Here is a 17,339-nt window from a genome sequence, read left to right on the forward strand (position 1 = left end):
CACCTGAAATCAGCGACGGTCTGATATCAGTACAGAATCGGTGGAGCGGTAGTTCAGTTGGTTAGAATACCTGCCTGTCACGCAGGGGGTCGCGGGTTCGAGCCCCGTCCGTTCCGCCACCCTAATTAGGGGCGTAGTTCAATTGGTAGAGCACCGGTCTCCAAAACCGGGTGTTGGGGGTTCGAGTCCCTCCGCCCCTGCCAGAAAATAATCCTTTGCTTCGGCAAAGGATTTTTTTTTGCCTGAAATCCGGCACAGGCAAGAGCCTGAGTTTCATTTCTTCCACTCAAACTCCCTCATTTATTGCTTCAGTGAGTCAGGACCGGATATTTAAGCAGCTGACGAATGTGTGCCTGTTGATCGCTATTCTGCAGCCATACCGCATATAACGGTCGCACTGCGACGGGTGTGTCTGGAATAACCATCAAATCGCTATAAATGCCGTGCCAGAAATCAGGTAAAAAAGCGCAGGCTCCCGTGGTATGCAGCAATTCGCGGGTCACATGTGCTGAAGTGGTAGTTAATACCGGTACGTCATCACTGGAAAGATAACTTTCATGCTGATGGAAATCCGCGCCCCACTCGAGTTTGATGTAATCATATTTTTCACGCTTTTCAGTTTTGCGTGCGCGAAAGAGCGCGAGTGAAATATGACCGATCTGCTGACTGGTGAGTTCATCCATTTTTGGCGCTTCGGTGGTGATCAGCAAATCGAGCTGACGCTCATGTAACTGCTTGACCAGCAAATGGCGCTGAGCAATACGTGCTTCCAGATGCAGGCTCTCCCGGTTCTCGTATAGCGTCTGCAGCCAGGGCGTAAGATACGCTTCCCAGAGCGATGCACTGGCACCGATTGATAGCTCATGGTGCTGCTGGGTATGCGAAACCTCCTTTTTTGCCATCAGCCAGGTACTCATCAGGCTCTCAGCGTAGGGCAATAAGCGCTCGCCTGCTGAAGTCAGCCGGATATTATTGCGGTGACGGGTAAAAAGATTAACGCCCAGCTGATTTTCCAGCTGACGGATGCGAAAACTAACGGCAGATTGCGTGAGGTAAAGCGCTTCAGCAGCACGCCCGAAATGACGCGTTCTGCTCACTTCGAGGAAAGTTTTCAGTAATTCCGTATCCACAGCATTCTCCCAAAAAATGTTTGTCGTACTGATTTAAATGTTTTGTTTTACACTCTGTCAAGCCTATCTAATACTCCGCGCCATAAATAGCACGGCCATATGAGAATCAGGAGCGTGTAAGATGGCGGACAGCTTCGCAACAACTAATCGTTTCTTTGATAACAAACATTACCCTCGTGGTTTTTCGCGTCATGGTGACTTCACCATTAAAGAAGCTCAGCTTCTGGAACGCCACGGATACGCTTTCAACGAACTGGATCTCGCTAAGCGCGATCCGGAGACCGAAGAAGAGCGTCTGTTTATTGAAGTCTGTCGTGGTCTGCGTGAGCCGCAGACTGAGGCTGAACGTGTCTGGTCAAAATACACTGCACGTATCAAGCGTCCGAAACGTTTTCATACCTTGTCCGGCGGTAAACCGCAGATGGACACGGTGGAAGACTTCAGCGATAGCGACGATTAACATGACGGGGCTGATTTCAGCCCCGTTGTCATTCCAGGCTTTTATGCAGGTAAATCAGTAAACGATCGATACTGCGATATCCCACCGCCTCCTGCAGATGCTGACGCGTAATCTGCCGTTCACCCGCTAAATCTGCGATGGTTCTCGCCACCTTTAAGATGCGCTGCCATGCACGCACCGATAATCCCAGTGCATTCAGGATCTCCTCCAGCCATTCCGCGTCCTGCTGCTGTAACACACAATCACGGGCGATTTCCGGATTCGACAGCTGCGCATTCACCTTGCCCGCGCGTGCCATCTGTATCGCCCGGGCGGCCAGTACGCGGGCGCGCACCTGCGCGCTGGTTTCGCTGTGCTGCTGCTTCTGGCTGAGCGAGCCGCCCGGTAGCAGCGGAATCTCCAGCGACAGGTCGAAGCGATCCAGAAACGGGCCAGACAGCCGGCTGAGATAGCGCAGCACCTGCTGCGGCGTGCAGCGATTATGATTCCCCTGATAGTGGCCAGTCGGGCTGGGATTCATTGCACCAATCAGCTGAAAGCGCGCAGGGAAAGTGACTTTGGCGCGGGAACGGGAAATAGCGATTTCACCGGACTCAATCGGTTCGCGTAACGCATCCAGCGCTTTGCGCTCAAACTCGGGCAGTTCATCAAGAAACAGCACCCCGTTGTGCGCCAGCGAAATTTCACCCGGCCGCGGCAGTGATCCTCCGCCGACCAGCGCATACAACGATGCGCTGTGATGAGGCGCTCTGAACGGCCGTTTACGCCACTGATGATGTAGCGTACCGCTGCTGACCAGGCTGGCAATTGCGGCGCACTCCAGTGCTTCCTGGTCGTCCAGCGGCGGCATAATGCCGGGCAATCGGGTTGCCAGCATGGTCTTACCGGTGCCGGGCGGGCCCAGCAGCAACAGGTTATGGCCACCGGCGGCGGTGATTTCCAGCGCGCGCCGTCCCTGCTGCTGGCCAATAATATCGCTCAGGTCCTGTTGCTCGTGCGGCACCGTTTCAGGCTGGTAATGGGCGACCGTCAGCGCCGTCTGGTTATGCAGGAAAGCGCAGATCTCCACCAGATGCTTGCCCACCAGCGTTTCACCCTGTTGTATCAGGCCGACATCCTGTTGATTCTGCTCCGCTAAGACCATCTGACGCCCGGCCTGCAGTGCCGCCATGGCAGCAGGAATCGCGGCCTGAACGCCACACAGCGCGCCGTTTAGCGCCAACTCACCCAGGAACTCATAATGGGCCAGCTTATCGCCTGGCAGCTGCTCTGAGGCCGCGAGAATGGCGATAGCGATCGGCAGGTCGTAGCGCCCACCCTCTTTAGGTAAATCTGCTGGCGCGAGATTAATGGTGACGCGCTTCGCCGGAAAGGTGAAACCGCTATTGATAATGGCGCTGCGCACGCGTTCGCGGGCTTCTTTGACGGTGGTTTCCGGCAGACCTACCAGCGTCAATGCTGGCAGACCATTGCTGATATGCACTTCAATCGTCACCAGTGGAGCCTGCACTCCGAGCGCCGCGCGTGTTAATACTTTCGATAAAGACATAACCGCTCCTTGTTGCCTTTATCCTTGCTGAAAAAAATCCACACGGCGATCGCTGAAACTATCATCCCGAAGCGGTATTCAGGAAAATCGCTGCGCTTTTCATCCTGTTCATTAATTTTCGCAGCCAGATCGCAAAAGCAAAATAACGGTTGCGTCGCGGGCGTAATGAATAATTATCACAAATGCGAATAACCTTTTACTTACAAAGCGATAACGCGCGTCAGCTGCGCGCGTCATAAAATTTTCCGATGAAAATTATTGTAAATCCCCTGCTAACTATGGTAACTCTGTAGGTATTACTTCGAACTAACGAAAAAACAGACGACACATGAAAGCCCTTCTACAAGTGATTAGCCTAGTCGTGATTAGCGTGGTGGTGATTATTAACCCACCGTGCGGGGCTACGCTTGGAGAAAGAAAGGCTTAAAAATCAAGCCTGGAATTCGAAAAACCCCCGCACCGTAAGGTCCGGGGGTTTTTTTTCGACCAGACGAAATATCAGCGAATCAGCGAGGAACAGATTATGAGCAGTAGCATAAAATTCTGTTGTTCCAGCAGGAATACAGGAGAATAACCATGACAGGTGCACAGTGGGTAGTTCAGGCTTTACGCGCGCAGGGTGTCGACACAGTGTTTGGTTATCCTGGCGGAGCAATCATGCCTGTGTACGATGCGCTCTACGATGGCGGCGTGGAACATCTACTGTGTCGTCATGAACAAGGTGCGGTGATGGCAGCGATCGGTTATGCGCGTGCGACCGGCAAAACCGGGGTTTGCATCGCGACTTCCGGACCGGGCGCCACCAACCTGATCACCGGGCTGGCCGATGCGATGATGGATTCCGTTCCGGTTGTCGCCATCACCGGACAGGTCTCTTCAGCGTTTATCGGTACCGACGCCTTTCAGGAGATCGATGTTCTTGGCCTGTCATTAGCCTGCACTAAACACAGCTTCCTCGTTGAATCGCTGGATGATTTACCCTCGGTGATGGCGGAAGCTTTCGCCATCGCGCAGTCCGGCCGTCCGGGACCGGTGCTGGTCGACATTCCCAAAGATATTCAGATTGCCAGCGGTGACCTGACGCCGCACCTGTTGCCAGTTGAAGAGGCACTGAGCCATTCACCGCAGCACATTGCCGAAGCGCGCGCGCTGATGGCGCAGGCGCAAAAACCGATGCTGTATATCGGCGGCGGTGTCGGCATGGCGCAGGCCGTCCCGGCGCTGCGGGCTATGGCGCAGGAGACCGGCATCCCGATGGTTTCTACCCTGAAAGGGCTGGGCAGCGCCGAAGCCAGCAGCGATCTCTATCTCGGTATGCTCGGCATGCACGGCACCAAAGCGGCCAACCTGGCGGTGCAATCCTGTGATTTGCTGATTGCCGTCGGCGCGCGCTTCGACGACCGCGTCACCGGTAAGCTGGATACCTTCGCGCCGCACGCCAGCGTCATTCATATCGATATCGATCCGGCGGAATTGAACAAACTGCGTCGCGCTCACGTTTCGCTGCAGGGCGATCTCAACCAGGTGTTGCCGGCGCTGAGCATGCCGCTGCAGATCGACGGCTGGCGTACTGAAGTTAAAGCGATGAACGCGGAGTTCGCGTGGCGTTACGACCATCCCGGCGAGGCGATCTACGCGCCGCTGCTGCTGAAGCAATTGTCAGATCGTAAACCTGACAGCGCGGTGGTAACCACCGACGTTGGCCAGCACCAGATGTGGGCGGCGCAGCACATGCGCTTCAGCGCGCCGGAAAACTTCATCACCTCCAGCGGTTTGGGCACCATGGGCTTTGGGCTGCCGGCTGCGGTGGGCGCGCAGGTTGCCCGTCCGGATGACACCGTTATCTGCGTGTCCGGTGACGGCTCAATCATGATGAATATTCAGGAGCTGGGCACCATCAAGCGTAAGCAGCTGCCGGTAAAAATCCTGCTGCTGGATAACCAGCGTCTTGGCATGGTTCGCCAGTGGCAGCAGCTGTTCTTTGATGGCCGCTACAGCGAAACCATCCTCACCGATAACCCCGATTTCCTCACGCTGGCCAGCGCCTTTGATATTCCGGGCCAGCGCATTAGCCGTAAAGATCAGGTCGACGCCGCGATTGATGCTCTGCTGAACAGTGAAGGTCCTTACTTCCTGCATGTTGCGATTGATGAGCATGAAAACGTCTGGCCACTGGTACCGCCGGGTGCCAGCAACGCAAACATGATGGAGAAAACCGTATGAACCAGCATCAATTGTCTATCGAAGCCCGCTTTCGCCCTGAAATATTGGAGCGCATTTTGCGCGTCGTGCGTCACCGTGGCTTCCAGGTCTGCGCGATGAATATGGCGTCCGCCGTCAATGCGGAGAACATTAATATCGAAATGACCGTTGCCAGCCAGCGCTCTGTCGATTTACTGTCTTCGCAGTTAAGCAAACTTATGGATGTCGCCTGTGTCGAGATCCAGCAACAGACAACACAACAAATCCGCGCCTAGTCGCCAAAGGAAATAACAATGAGTACGAAGAAAGCAGACTTTATCTGGTTCAATGGAGAGATGGTTAAGTGGGAAGACGCCAAGGTTAGCGTTATGTCTCACGCACTGCATTACGGCACCTCTGTGTTCGAAGGCGTTCGCTGCTACGACTCACACAAAGGTCCGGTGGTGTTCCGTCACCGTGAACACATGCAGCGTCTGCACGACTCCGCCAAAATTTACCGTTTCCCGATCAAAGCCAGCGTGGATGAGCTGATGGAAGCGTGCCGCGAAGTTATCCGCGTCAATAAACTGAAGAGCGCCTACATTCGTCCGCTGGCCTTTGTCGGCGACGTGGGTCTCGGCGTTAACCCGCCAGACGGCTTCACCACCGATGTGATCATCGCTGCGTTCCCGTGGGGAGCTTACCTGGGTGCCGAAGCGCTGGAGCAGGGCATCAATGCCATGGTTTCTTCCTGGAATCGCGTGGCGCCAAATACCCTGCCAACCGCGGCGAAAGCGGGCGGTAACTATCTCTCTTCCCTGCTGGTTGGCAGCGAAGCGCGCCGCCACGGCTATCAGGAAGGTATCGCGCTGGATACCCAGGGTTATATCTCCGAAGGTGCTGGCGAAAACCTGTTTGAAGTGAAAGACGGCATCCTGTTCACCCCGCCGTTCACCTCTTCAGCGCTGCCGGGCATCACCCGCGACGCCATCATCAAGCTGGCGAAGGATCTCGGTATCGAAGTGCGCGAGCAGGTGCTGTCACGCGAATCGCTGTACCTGGCGGATGAAGTGTTCATGTCCGGTACTGCCGCAGAGATCACGCCGGTACGCAGCGTGGACGGCATCCAGGTGGGTGAGGGCAAACGTGGCCCGGTGACCACCAAAATCCAGCAGGCGTTCTTTGGCCTGTTCACCGGCGAAACCGAAGACAAGTACGGCTGGCTGGATCAGGTGAATCCATAACAAGACAGTAACGCGGGTGCAGCAGCGCCCGCGTCATTTTTCAGACTGGAGTAAATAGAGCATGCCTAAGTACCGTTCCGCCACCACCACCCATGGTCGTAACATGGCGGGTGCCCGTGCCCTGTGGCGCGCCACCGGAATGACCGACGACGATTTCGGTAAGCCGATTATCGCCGTGGTTAACTCCTTCACCCAATTCGTACCGGGCCACGTGCACCTGCGCGATCTTGGCAAACTGGTTGCTGAGCAAATCGAAGCTGCGGGTGGTGTAGCCAAAGAGTTCAACACCATCGCGGTGGATGACGGTATCGCCATGGGTCATGGCGGCATGCTGTATTCACTGCCTTCACGCGAGCTGATTGCAGACTCCGTGGAATATATGGTGAACGCCCACTGCGCCGACGCCATGGTGTGTATCTCCAACTGCGACAAAATCACCCCCGGCATGCTGATGGCCTCGCTGCGCCTCAACATTCCGGTGATCTTTGTCTCCGGCGGTCCGATGGAAGCCGGTAAAACCAAGCTGTCAGACAAAATCATCAAGCTGGATCTGGTGGACGCGATGATTCAGGGTGCGAACCCGAACGTCAGCGATGCCGACAGCGAACAGATTGAGCGTTCCGCCTGCCCGACCTGCGGCTCGTGCTCCGGCATGTTCACCGCCAACTCCATGAACTGTCTGACCGAAGCGCTGGGCCTGTCGCAGCCGGGCAACGGCTCGCTGCTGGCAACCCACGCAGATCGTAAAGACCTGTTCATCAACGCCGGCAAGCGCATCGTTAACCTGACCAAACAGTACTACGAGCAGGATGATGCGCGCGTGCTGCCGCGTAACATCGCCAGCAAAGCCGCGTTCGAAAACGCCATGACGCTGGATATCGCCATGGGCGGTTCCACCAATACCGTGCTGCACCTGCTGGCCGCCGCGCAGGAAGGTGAGATCGATTTCAACATCTCCGACATCGATCGCCTGTCACGTAAAGTGCCGCACCTGTGCAAAGTGGCGCCGAGCACACAGAAATATCATATGGAAGATGTGCATCGAGCGGGCGGGGTAATCGGTATTCTTGGCGAGCTGGATCGTGCCGGCCTGCTGCACACCGACGTACGCAACGTGCTGGGTCTCAATCTGCGCGAAACCCTCGATCAGTACGACATCATGCTGACCAAAGACGAAGCGGTGAAGAAGATGTTCCGCGCCGGCCCGGCGGGCATCCGTACTACCCAGGCGTTCTCACAGGATTGCCGCTGGGACACGCTGGATGACGATCGCCAGGAGGGCTGTATCCGTACGCGCGAACACGCGTTCTCTCAGGATGGCGGTCTGGCAGTGCTGTACGGCAACATGGCGGAAGATGGCTGCATCGTGAAAACCGCCGGCGTCGACAAAGAGATCCTCACCTTTAAAGGTCCGGCAAAAGTGTATGAAAGCCAGGACGATGCGGTGGAAGCGATTCTCGGCGGCAAAGTGGTCGCCGGTGACGTGGTGGTGATCCGCTACGAAGGGCCGAAAGGCGGTCCGGGCATGCAGGAAATGCTCTATCCGACCACTTATCTGAAATCGATGGGCCTTGGCAAAAGCTGTGCGCTGATCACTGACGGACGCTTCTCGGGTGGCACCTCGGGTCTCTCCATTGGCCACGCATCGCCGGAAGCGGCGAACGGCGGCACCATCGCGCTGGTCAAAGATGGCGATATCATTGAAATCGATATCCCGAATCGCGGCATTAAGCTGGCGGTACCGGATAACGAACTGCATGCCCGTCGTGAAGAAGAGGAAGCGCGTGGTGAAGCGGCTTATACGCCGCACGGTCGCGTGCGTCAGGTCTCCTTCGCACTGCGTGCTTATGCATCGCTCGCCACCAGCGCTGACAAGGGCGCGGTGCGCGATAAGTCTAAGCTGGGAGGCTAATCTCTGATGGCTGAGTCTCAACCGCTTTCCGCGTCGCCCAATGGCGCGGAGTATCTGCGCGCGGTGCTGCGTGCGCCTGTGTACGAAATTGCCCAGGTGACGCCGCTGCAAAAAATGGAAAAAATTTCGTCGCGTCTTGGCAACACCATTCTGGTGAAGCGCGAAGATCGCCAGCCGGTGCACAGCTTCAAGCTGCGCGGTGCTTACGCCATGATCGCCGGCCTGACGGAAGAGCAGAAAGCGCGCGGCGTGGTTACTGCTTCGGCGGGCAACCACGCGCAGGGCGTGGCGCTCTCGGCCAGCACGCTCGGCATCAAGTCACTGATTGTGATGCCAGTGGCGACGGCGGACATCAAGGTTGATGCAGTGCGCGCGTTTGGCGGTGAGGCTTACCTGTTCGGAGCAAACTTTGACGAGGCAAAAGCCAAAGCGATTGAACTGGCGGAGCAGCAGGGTTACACCTTCGTGCCGCCGTTTGATCATCCGGCGGTGATTGCCGGTCAGGGCACGCTGGCGATGGAGCTGTTGCAGCAGGATGCGCATCTCGATCGCGTGTTTGTGCCGGTAGGCGGCGGCGGCTTAGCGGCGGGTGTGGCGGTACTGATTAAACAGCTGATGCCGCAAATCAAGGTTATCGCGGTCGAGTCGCAGGACTCTGCCTGCCTGAAGGCGGCGCTTGATGCCGGCGAGCCGGTGGATTTGCCGCGCGTCGGGCTGTTTGCCGAAGGCGTGGCGGTCAAGCGTATCGGCAGCGAAACTTTCCGCCTGTGCAAAGAATACCTCGACGACATCATCACCGTAGACAGCGATGCCATCTGCGCGGCGATGAAGGATCTGTTCGAGGATGTGCGTGCGGTGGCGGAGCCTTCCGGCGCGCTGGCGCTGGCGGGCATGAAGAAGTACATCCAGCAGCACGACATCAAAGGCGAGCGGCTGGCGCACGTGCTGTCGGGCGCCAACGTCAACTTCCACGGTCTGCGCTACGTCTCTGAGCGCTGTGAACTGGGTGAACAGCGTGAAGCGCTGCTGGCGGTGACCATCCCTGAGCAGCAGGGCAGCTTCCTGCGTTTCTGCCAGACGCTGGGCGGCCGCGCGGTAACCGAGTTCAACTACCGTTATGCCGATGCCGACAACGCCTGCATCTTTGTTGGCGTGCGTTTAACGCGCGGCCTTGAGGAGCGCAGCGAGATCATCAGCCAGCTGGCTGAAGGCGGCTATCAGGTGGTGGATTTGTCGGATGATGAGATGGCGAAGCTGCACGTGCGCTACATGGTGGGCGGACGCCCGTCAAAACCGCTGCGTGAACGGCTGTTCAGCTTCGAATTCCCGGAAGCGCCGGGCGCGCTGCTGAAGTTCCTGCAGACGCTGGGCGCGCACTGGAACATTTCGCTGTTCCACTATCGCAGCCACGGCACCGATTTTGGTCGCGTGCTGGCAGCGTTCGAGATCAACGACAAAGAGCCGGATTTCGACACTCACCTCAACGCGCTCGGCTATGAGTGGCACGACGAGGCCAGCAATCCGGCATTTCGCTTCTTCCTCGCCGGCTAAACTACAGCAGGTGCCAGAAAGCATTAATCAGCGGCTCCCCGAGCCGCTTTTTTTGTACGCATACGCCAAGCTCCAGCGGCGCCACCGACTCGACATTCTCCAGCGTCAGCACGCGATTGCGCACCGGTTCCGGACTGTTTTCCAGCACCACATCCGGCAGCAGCGCGATGCCGCAGCCGAGCGCCACCATCGACACAATCGCCTCATGGCCAGACACCGTGGCGTAAATCTGCGGGTTGGCAATGCGGTGGCGGCGAAACCATAAATCAATACCGCGCCGCGCCGGCCCCTGATCCGGCAGGATAAAGGGAATCTGCGACCAGTCCGGCTGTTCCTGCGTCGCCTGGCTGCGCACCGGGCAGGGCAGCGCCGGGGCGATCAGCACCAGCGGGATCAAACCCAGTGGTGTAAAATCGATACTGGCGGGCAGCGACTCCGGGCGGCCGGCGATGGCCAGATCCGCTTCGCCGGACTGCACCATTTCAATGGCATCGGCAGCGTCGCCGGTGGTGAGTTTGATCTCCACCTGCGGATGCTCCGCGCGAAAGCGGTCGAGAATCGGCGGCAGATGGCTGTAGGCGGCGGTTACCGAGCAGAACAGGCGCAGCTCGCCGCTCAGCGACGGACCGTTCAGGTCCATGACATGGCGCAACTGCTGATACTGCAGCAGGGTCTGCTGGGCGAACTGACGCAGCCGCTCGCCGGCTTCGGTCAGCGTCACGGTGCGGTTGTCGCGCAGAAACAGCGCGTGTCCGACATCCTCTTCCAGCCGCTGAATCTGGCGTGATAATGTCGACGGGCTGACGTGCATGGCGCGCGCGGTGCGGCCAAAGTGGCAGCTTTCCGCCAGGTGAAGAAATAGTTTCAGGTCTCGTAAATCCATGCGCGTTTTGCCCTCAGCGTGATGTTGCAAATTCTGCAATGTGACGTTGTTAATATATCAATTTAAGCAACAGATTTCCTGTCATATGATGGGGTCATTCGCGGCGCTAAATCCGGCGCCGTTACTGAACAAAAGCAAACACAACATCTGAGCGGAGTACCCATGGCTAACTACTTCAACACATTGAATCTGCGCAATCAGTTAGCGCAGTTAGGCAAATGTCGCTTCATGTCGCGCGATGAATTCGCGGATGGCGCTAGCTTCCTGAAAGGTAAGAAAGTGGTCATCGTCGGCTGCGGCGCGCAGGGCCTGAACCAGGGTCTGAACATGCGTGATTCTGGCCTCGATGTGTCTTACGCACTGCGCGCTGAAGCCATCGCTGAGAAGCGTGCGTCGTTCCGTAAAGCCACCGAAAACGGTTTTAAAGTGGGTACTTACGAAGAGCTGATCCCGCAGGCGGATCTGGTGGTTAACCTGACGCCGGACAAGCAGCACTCTGCCGTTGTGCAGGCCGTTCAGCCGCTGATGAAAGACGGTGCCGCGCTGGGTTACTCTCACGGTTTCAACATCGTCGAAGTGGGCGAGACCATCCGTAAAGACATCACCGTGGTGATGGTGGCACCGAAGTGCCCGGGTACCGAAGTACGTGAAGAGTACAAACGTGGCTTCGGCGTTCCAACGCTGATCGCTGTTCACCCGGAAAACGATCCAAAAGGCGAAGGCATGGCGATTGCCAAAGCCTGGGCTGCAGCCACCGGCGGCGACCGTGCAGGCGTGCTGGAATCGTCTTTCGTGGCAGAAGTCAAATCAGACCTGATGGGCGAGCAGACCATTCTGTGCGGTATGCTGCAGGCCGGTTCACTGCTGTGCTTCGACAAGCTGGTGGCCGAAGGTCACGACGCGGCGTACACCGAGAAACTGATTCAGTTCGGCTGGGAAACCATCACCGAATCGCTGAAGTTCGGCGGCATCACGCTGATGATGGATCGTCTGTCTAATCCGGCAAAAATCCGCGCTTACGCGCTGTCTGAGCAGCTGAAAACCATCATGGCCCCGCTGTTCCAGAAGCACATGGATGACATCATCTCGGGTGAATTCTCTTCCGGTATGATGGCTGACTGGGCGAACGACGACAAAAACCTGCTGACCTGGCGTGAAGAGACCGGTAAAACCGCGTTCGAAAACGCCCCGCAGTTCGAAGGCAAAATCGACGAGCAGGAGTACTACGACAAAGGCGTGGTCATGGTCGCGATGGTGAAAGCGGGCGTTGAGCTGGCGTTCGAAACCATGGTTGACGCGGGCATCATCGAAGAGTCGGCTTACTATGAATCGCTGCACGAGCTGCCGCTGATTGCTAACACCATCGCCCGTAAGCGTCTGTATGAAATGAACGTGGTAATTTCCGATACCGCAGAATACGGTAACTACCTGTTCTCCTTCGCGGCCGTTCCGCTGCTGAAAGAGTTCATGACCACGCTGCAGCCTGGCGACCTGGGCAAAGCGGTGGAAGGCACGCAGGTGGATAACGCGCAGCTGCGCGACGTGAACGAAGCGATCCGCCAGCATCCAATCGAAGCCGTTGGCCGCAAACTGCGTGGCTATATGACCGACATGAAACGCATCGCCGTCGCGGGCTAAGGCACGCGAGACACAGTTTTCAGCACACTCAAACCCCGGCTTGCCGGGGTTTTTTTATGTCTTATGTTTGAGTGCAGAAGAGTTTCTCTCACTATTTCCCTCACCCTGGCCCTCTCCCGCTGGCGGGAGAGGGAACCGTTCGGTGCGGGCTGATGTTTCTACACTTATCTATCAACATCGCGCGGACGCTCCCTCTCCCGTTTACGGGAGAGGGCCGGGGAGAGGGCCAGGGTGAGGGACATACCGCACCATCCCCACACCGCCAATAAAAAACCCGGCCGGAGCCGGGTTCTGTCAACACGCAATCAATCACACCGCTTCATACAGCGTCTGGTGGCGCGTCTCTTTACAGGCAATCAGCGCGATCAGCGTCAGCACCGCCATGGAGGCCAGATAGAAGCCCACCGCCTGCAAGCCGTAGTTCGCATTCAGCCAGGTCGCAATATAAGGCGCCACCGAGGCACCAAGAATCGACGACAGGTTGTAAGAGAACGACGCGCCGGTATAGCGTACTTCGGTCGGGAACAGTTCTGGCAGCAGCGCGCCCATCGGGCCGAATGTCAGACCCATAATACTCAGGCCGAGCAGCAGGAAGCCCATCACCAGAATCTGCGAGCCGGAGCCGAGCAGCAGCGGGAACATCAGCGCAAAGGCGATGATCATCAGCGTAATGGTGATCATCGTTTTGCGACGGCCAAAACGGTCCGCCAGCAGGCCGGCAATCGGCACCATCACGCCAAAACCGATGACCGCCACCATCAGCATCCACAGGAAGCTGTTGCGCGAATAACCGAGGCCGACCGGCGCCGGCGCGGTGCCGTAGCTCATCGAATACACCGTCATAATGTAGAACAGCGTGTAGGTCGCCAGCATGATAAACGTGCCAAGAATGGTCGCGGTCATATGCTTGCTCAGCAGCGTACCGATAGGGATCCGCACCTGTTTCTTCTCTTTCTGCACTTTGGCAAACACCGGGCTCTCATGCAGCGATACGCGCACATACAGGCCGATAATCACCAGCACCGCAGAAAGCACAAACGGCACGCGCCAGCCCCAGTTCATGAACTGCTCATCGGTCAGCAGCCACGAGAGCAGCAGGAACGTGCCGTTGGCAAAGAAGAAGCCAATCGGTGCGCCCAGCTGCGGGAACGAGCCGTACAGCGCACGTTTCTTCGCCGGGGCGTTCTCGGTGGCCAGCAGCGCCGCGCCGCCCCATTCGCCGCCCAGTCCCAGGCCCTGACCAAAACGCGCCAGCGCCAGCAGCAGCGGTGCCGCCACGCCAATGGTCTGATAACCCGGCAGCAGGCCGATCAGTACGGTAGAAACGCCCATGGTCAGCAGCGAGGCAACCAGCGTCGCTTTACGGCCCACGCGATCGCCAAAGTGACCAAACAGCGCGGAGCCAATAGGGCGCGCAATAAAGGCAATAGCGAAGGTGGCCAGCGACTGCAGTGTGGCAACCGTAGCGTCACCCTGCGGGAAGAAGATATGCGGAAAAACAATTACCGCGGCGGTGGCATAGATATAGAAATCGAAGAATTCGATCGCAGTGCCGACCAGCGAGGCAACTACCACTTTACTGCGTGAGTTAACCGGTGTGCCGTCGTGTGGTTGGTCGGATGTTTCGGAGATGGAGGCTTGCATAACTGTTTCTTAATTGTAAATGTAAACAAAGAATCTTACGCACCTGTTTTGCCGCATTCAATGACGAAAAACCGCGTCACACCGGGCTTTGGCGGCGAAAAAGAGGATAATTTCTGAGTTACGGCAATCGGCGGCGGATGGGAAGGGGAAGCGCGGCTTTTTTGGCGTGATTCTCTGCAAAAGGGCCAAATAAAAGTGACCCTTTAGCGTTTCCTGCTGGTTTTTGCTGCTTTAGTAGCCAGCAGGAAACATTTTTTGCTGTTGCGGCAAATGTAACTGAATTGTCGCGTTACGCCGAGTGATGCGGCTGCGACATCTCGGGATCATCCTTGTATTTTGCGGTGGCGATCCACGCGGCGCAGAACAGCGTCAGACGCGCGAAAAAGTAGAAGAAGGCCATCAGCCCCAGCACCGATCCAAAGGCGGCACCGGAGGGCGACGTCGCCAGCTTCGGCAGCGTCAGCGTCATAACAAACTTGATCACCTCAAACCCAATCGCCGCCAGCAGCGTACCGCGCAGCAGCGCTTTTTTGCGTGGCTTGTGGCGCGGCAGGATCCAGAAAATCCACAGGAACAGCAGATAGTTGGCGAAGATGGAGATCGACAGCGCGATGATGGTCATCGCCGGCCGCAGCCACTCGATATCGCCCAGCCCCAGCGCATTCACGATCGCCGCCTGCGCTGCGCCGGCAATCGAGGTCAGCGACAGCGTAATCACCAGCGCCAGCATCAGGCCCAGCAGCGAAACCAGGTCGCGCAGATATTTCTTCCACCACTTTTCCTGGTCATCCGGCTTGCGTTCCCATACGTCACGCGACTGGGCGCGCACCGCTTCGCGCAGGTTACCCATCCAGTTAATGCCGGAGTAGAGCGCCAGCAGCAAACCGGTCAGGCCGACGGTTGCGCGCTGCTGAATCGCGGTATTCACGGTATTTTTCAGCGTGGTGGCCAGCGTCGGGTCGCTGATGCTGTTAACGATTTTGTTGATCAACTCAGAAAGCAGGTCCTGATTGGACGCCAGCACAAAGCCGACCGCCGCAAAGGAGACCATCAAAATCGGTATCAGCGAAAGAAATGAAAAATAGGTGATCGCCGCACCAAACTGGCTGCCGAGGCGATCGTTAAAGCGCTCCAGCGCGCGCAAAAAGTGCGCTACTGCCGGGATCGCCTGAAACCAGGCGGCAAAGCGTGAGACGCGCCTGATCGAGCCATCCACCGTTTTGTTGCCGGTTTTGATATCAATCAGCGGCTTAGCTTCAGCCGCTGAGGCTTTTGTGGTTTTGTCCGTCATAGACCTTCTGCATCCTGTTCACAGCGAAAATAAAATTATAGCCTGCCCGTTCAGGTCACGTATTCCTGCAGCACCTGACTCAGCCACTCCATAAACACCCGCACCCGGCGCGCCACGTTGCGACGGTGAGGATAGAGCAGGGAAATCGGCATCGGTTTGGCCGGGAAGTGGTGCAGCACTTCGACCAGCTGGCCGGATTCCAGCAGCGGCTGCACGCCAATCGCCGGTACCTGAATAATGCCCAGCCCGGCGATACAGGCGGCGCGATAGGTTTCGGTGCTGTTTACCGTCACCACGCCGCCGGTCTGCACGTAGTGGCACTGTTTGCCATCAAAGTACTCAAAGCCCGGCGAGGGCTGCCCCAGCTGTTGGGTATAGTGCACCATGGCGTGCTGGCCGAGATCGTCCAGCCGCACCGGCATGCCGAAGCGGGAAAGGTAGCCAGGGCTGGCGCAGTTGATCAAGGCGTGCGAGCCAATTTTTCGCGCAATCAGGCCGGAATCTTTCAGTTCGCCAACGCGCAACACGCAGTCAAAGCCCTCGCGAATCACATCAACCTGGCGATCGCTGCTGCTCAGTTCAATCTCCACGCCCGGATAGTGCTGCAAAAACTCCGGCAGACGCGGCAGGATAAAACCGGTCGCCATCGCCACCGACATATCGACGCGCAGCTTGCCGCTCAGCGTGGCAGGATCGTGCTGGAACAGGCTGTCCATATCATCCAGCATAGATAGCAAATCCAGGCAGCGATCGTAATACACCAGCCCATCCTGGGTGAGATGCACACGGCGCGTGGTACGGTGCAGCAGGCGTGTGCCCATCTGATTTTCCAGCGCCTGCAACTGGCGGGAAACGCTGCCCTTGGGTAAACCCAGACTCTCAGCCGCGCGGGTAAAACTGCCCATTTCTGCCACCCGCACAAACACCTGCATAGCGTGAATTTTATCCATGTTGTTCACCGATTGTTGTTGTTAGTGAAACAGTGCTGTGTATTCCCCTGCGTTTATAGATCAATTATTCGCGAATATCCTTAATCCGTGTTCAATTTTCCAACCGGAGCGAAACATGTCTCATAAAATTGCATTGATTACCGGCGGTAACCGCGGTCTGGGCAAGAATGGCGCGCTAAAACTGGCCGCTAAGGGCGTCGATATTCTGTTTACCTGGCGCGGTCATGCTGAAGAAGCGCAGGCGGTAGTGAAGGAGATTGAGGCGCTGGGCGCGCGTGCGGTGGCGCTGCAGCTGGATGTGGGCGACAGTAAACAGTTCGATGACTTTGCGGCGCGGGTTAAAGCAACGCTGAACGAGACCTGGCAGCGCGATAGCTTTGATTATTTAGTGAACAATGCTGGCCACGGTCATTACAAGCTGCTGGCCGAAACCAGTGAAGAGGAGTTTGATGCGCTGGTGAATGTGCATTTTAAAGGGCCGTATTTCCTGACGCAGAAACTGCTGCCGCTGATCGCCGATGGTGGACGCATCCTGAACATTTCCAGCGGTCTGACGCGCATGACGCTGCCAGGTTCAGGTACTTACGCCGCCATGAAAGGGGCGATGGAAGTGCTGACGCGCTATCAGGCGAAGGAGCTGGGCGAGCGCCGCATTCGCGTCAACATTCTGGCGCCAGGGGCGATTGAAACCGACTTTGGCGGCGGTCGCGTGCGCGACACGAAAGATCTGAACGCGCATATTGCTTCAGTGACCGCGCTGGGCCGCGTTGGTCTGCCGGATGATATCGGTGATGCCATCAGCGCGATCCTGAGCGACGAAACCGGCTGGATTACCGCCCAGCGTATCGAGGCCTCCGGCGGTCAGGCACTGTAAAAACATCGCGCTGCAACCGAATTAACGGAGCA

General features: G+C 57.3%; 15 protein-coding genes and 2 tRNA genes. 11 read left to right on the plus strand and 6 right to left on the minus strand.

Going from position 1 to position 17,339, the window contains the following annotated elements:
* Positions 1 to 42: 42 nt before the first annotated feature.
* Positions 43 to 119: transfer RNA gene (locus tag CBW22_RS09140), tRNA-Asp, on the plus strand.
* 8 nt (positions 120 to 127) lie between these two features.
* Positions 128 to 203 (plus strand) — tRNA-Trp (locus CBW22_RS09145).
* 105 nt (positions 204 to 308) lie between these two features.
* Here the strand turns inward: CBW22_RS09145 and hdfR are convergent.
* Positions 309 to 1,130: an HTH-type transcriptional regulator HdfR gene (gene hdfR, locus CBW22_RS09150; protein ID WP_031279770.1), complete on the minus strand. Its 822-nt coding sequence runs from the start codon at positions 1,128 to 1,130 to the stop codon at positions 309 to 311.
* Between the two features lie 121 nt (positions 1,131 to 1,251).
* On the opposite strand from hdfR, the gene CBW22_RS09155 reads away from it, so the two are divergent.
* A complete protein-coding gene (locus tag CBW22_RS09155) occupies positions 1,252 to 1,590 on the plus strand; it encodes a DUF413 domain-containing protein (RefSeq protein WP_021507919.1) in 339 nt (112 codons plus the stop codon).
* Positions 1,591 to 1,618: 28 nt separating this feature from the next.
* On the opposite strand, the gene CBW22_RS09160 is transcribed toward CBW22_RS09155, so the two are convergent.
* Positions 1,619 to 3,139: a YifB family Mg chelatase-like AAA ATPase gene (locus tag CBW22_RS09160; protein WP_058775137.1), complete on the minus strand. Its 1,521-nt coding sequence runs from the start codon at positions 3,137 to 3,139 to the stop codon at positions 1,619 to 1,621.
* 328 nt (positions 3,140 to 3,467) lie between these two features.
* Here CBW22_RS09160 and ilvL point away from each other — a divergent pair, with 328 nt between their 5' ends.
* The 6 genes from ilvL to ilvA all read left to right on the plus strand — a co-directional run bounded on the left by ilvL (position 3,468) and on the right by ilvA (position 10,027).
* Positions 3,468 to 3,566, plus strand: a complete 99-nt coding sequence (ilvL, locus tag CBW22_RS09165; protein WP_071813600.1) for an ilv operon leader peptide — start codon at positions 3,468 to 3,470, stop codon at positions 3,564 to 3,566.
* A gap of 149 nt (positions 3,567 to 3,715) precedes the next feature.
* The gene (gene ilvG / locus CBW22_RS09170) at positions 3,716 to 5,362 is read left to right on the plus strand and encodes an acetolactate synthase 2 catalytic subunit (RefSeq protein ID WP_021507917.1); all 1,647 of its coding nucleotides are present in this window, start codon (positions 3,716 to 3,718) and stop codon (positions 5,360 to 5,362) included.
* On the plus strand, positions 5,359 to 5,616 hold the full coding sequence (gene ilvM, locus CBW22_RS09175) for an acetolactate synthase 2 small subunit (RefSeq protein WP_008106624.1): 258 nt from the start codon (positions 5,359 to 5,361) through the stop codon (positions 5,614 to 5,616). Before ilvG ends, ilvM begins: the two co-directional genes overlap by 4 nt.
* A gap of 18 nt (positions 5,617 to 5,634) precedes the next feature.
* Entirely contained in the window at positions 5,635 to 6,564 is a 930-nt protein-coding gene (locus CBW22_RS09180) for a branched-chain amino acid transaminase (protein WP_021507916.1), read from the plus strand.
* A 61-nt stretch (positions 6,565 to 6,625) separates the two neighbouring features.
* Positions 6,626 to 8,476, plus strand: coding sequence for a dihydroxy-acid dehydratase (gene ilvD, locus CBW22_RS09185; RefSeq protein ID WP_021507915.1), 1,851 nt, complete (start codon positions 6,626 to 6,628; stop codon positions 8,474 to 8,476).
* 6 nt (positions 8,477 to 8,482) lie between these two features.
* The gene (gene ilvA, locus CBW22_RS09190; protein ID WP_058759907.1) at positions 8,483 to 10,027 is read left to right on the plus strand and encodes a threonine ammonia-lyase, biosynthetic; all 1,545 of its coding nucleotides are present in this window, start codon (positions 8,483 to 8,485) and stop codon (positions 10,025 to 10,027) included.
* A 1-nt stretch (position 10,028) separates the two neighbouring features.
* Here ilvA and ilvY read toward each other — a convergent pair whose 3' ends face one another.
* Positions 10,029 to 10,910, minus strand: coding sequence for an HTH-type transcriptional activator IlvY (ilvY, locus tag CBW22_RS09195; protein ID WP_021507913.1), 882 nt, complete (start codon positions 10,908 to 10,910; stop codon positions 10,029 to 10,031).
* 162 nt (positions 10,911 to 11,072) lie between these two features.
* Here ilvY and ilvC point away from each other — a divergent pair, with 162 nt between their 5' ends.
* Positions 11,073 to 12,548 carry a ketol-acid reductoisomerase gene (gene ilvC, locus CBW22_RS09200; RefSeq protein WP_021507912.1) on the plus strand — a complete coding sequence of 492 codons (1,476 nt, stop codon included), beginning with the start codon at positions 11,073 to 11,075 and terminating at the stop codon, positions 12,546 to 12,548.
* Between the two features lie 309 nt (positions 12,549 to 12,857).
* On the opposite strand, the gene CBW22_RS09205 is transcribed toward ilvC, so the two are convergent.
* The 3 genes from CBW22_RS09205 to CBW22_RS09215 form a co-directional block, all read right to left on the minus strand.
* Positions 12,858 to 14,192, minus strand: coding sequence for an MFS transporter (locus tag CBW22_RS09205; protein WP_088516508.1), 1,335 nt, complete (start codon positions 14,190 to 14,192; stop codon positions 12,858 to 12,860).
* 289 nt (positions 14,193 to 14,481) lie between these two features.
* Positions 14,482 to 15,483 (minus strand): inner membrane protein YhjD, encoded by a 1,002-nt coding sequence (gene yhjD / locus CBW22_RS09210; RefSeq protein WP_058770904.1) that lies wholly within the window; start codon positions 15,481 to 15,483, stop codon positions 14,482 to 14,484.
* A 50-nt stretch (positions 15,484 to 15,533) separates the two neighbouring features.
* Positions 15,534 to 16,433, minus strand: coding sequence for a LysR family transcriptional regulator (locus CBW22_RS09215; protein ID WP_031279769.1), 900 nt, complete (start codon positions 16,431 to 16,433; stop codon positions 15,534 to 15,536).
* A gap of 115 nt (positions 16,434 to 16,548) precedes the next feature.
* On the opposite strand from CBW22_RS09215, the gene CBW22_RS09220 reads away from it, so the two are divergent.
* Positions 16,549 to 17,307, plus strand: a complete 759-nt coding sequence (locus tag CBW22_RS09220) for an SDR family NAD(P)-dependent oxidoreductase (protein WP_021507908.1) — start codon at positions 16,549 to 16,551, stop codon at positions 17,305 to 17,307.
* Positions 17,308 to 17,339: the final 32 nt, after the last annotated feature.

Origin of the sequence: Pantoea sp. VS1 (genome assembly GCF_002207995.1) — a bacterium.
Lineage (GTDB): Bacteria > Pseudomonadota > Gammaproteobacteria > Enterobacterales > Enterobacteriaceae > Pantoea > Pantoea dispersa.

What these genes read in the sequence shown, in the direction of transcription:
- CBW22_RS09155 (WP_021507919.1), top strand. Translation starts at nt 1,252, where the DNA reads ATGGCGGACAGCTTCGCAACAACTAATCGTTTCTTTGATAACAAACAT.
- CBW22_RS09160 (WP_058775137.1), bottom strand. Translation starts at nt 3,139, where the DNA reads ATGTCTTTATCGAAAGTATTAACACGCGCGGCGCTCGGAGTGCAGGCT.
- ilvL (WP_071813600.1), top strand. Translation starts at nt 3,468, where the DNA reads ATGAAAGCCCTTCTACAAGTGATTAGCCTAGTCGTGATTAGCGTGGTG.
- ilvG (WP_021507917.1), top strand. Translation starts at nt 3,716, where the DNA reads ATGACAGGTGCACAGTGGGTAGTTCAGGCTTTACGCGCGCAGGGTGTC.
- ilvM (WP_008106624.1), top strand. Translation starts at nt 5,359, where the DNA reads ATGAACCAGCATCAATTGTCTATCGAAGCCCGCTTTCGCCCTGAAATA.
- CBW22_RS09180 (WP_021507916.1), top strand. Translation starts at nt 5,635, where the DNA reads ATGAGTACGAAGAAAGCAGACTTTATCTGGTTCAATGGAGAGATGGTT.
- ilvD (WP_021507915.1), top strand. Translation starts at nt 6,626, where the DNA reads ATGCCTAAGTACCGTTCCGCCACCACCACCCATGGTCGTAACATGGCG.
- ilvA (WP_058759907.1), top strand. Translation starts at nt 8,483, where the DNA reads ATGGCTGAGTCTCAACCGCTTTCCGCGTCGCCCAATGGCGCGGAGTAT.
- ilvY (WP_021507913.1), bottom strand. Translation starts at nt 10,910, where the DNA reads ATGGATTTACGAGACCTGAAACTATTTCTTCACCTGGCGGAAAGCTGC.
- ilvC (WP_021507912.1), top strand. Translation starts at nt 11,073, where the DNA reads ATGGCTAACTACTTCAACACATTGAATCTGCGCAATCAGTTAGCGCAG.
- CBW22_RS09205 (WP_088516508.1), bottom strand. Translation starts at nt 14,192, where the DNA reads ATGCAAGCCTCCATCTCCGAAACATCCGACCAACCACACGACGGCACA.
- yhjD (WP_058770904.1), bottom strand. Translation starts at nt 15,483, where the DNA reads ATGACGGACAAAACCACAAAAGCCTCAGCGGCTGAAGCTAAGCCGCTG.
- CBW22_RS09215 (WP_031279769.1), bottom strand. Translation starts at nt 16,433, where the DNA reads ATGGATAAAATTCACGCTATGCAGGTGTTTGTGCGGGTGGCAGAAATG.
- CBW22_RS09220 (WP_021507908.1), top strand. Translation starts at nt 16,549, where the DNA reads ATGTCTCATAAAATTGCATTGATTACCGGCGGTAACCGCGGTCTGGGC.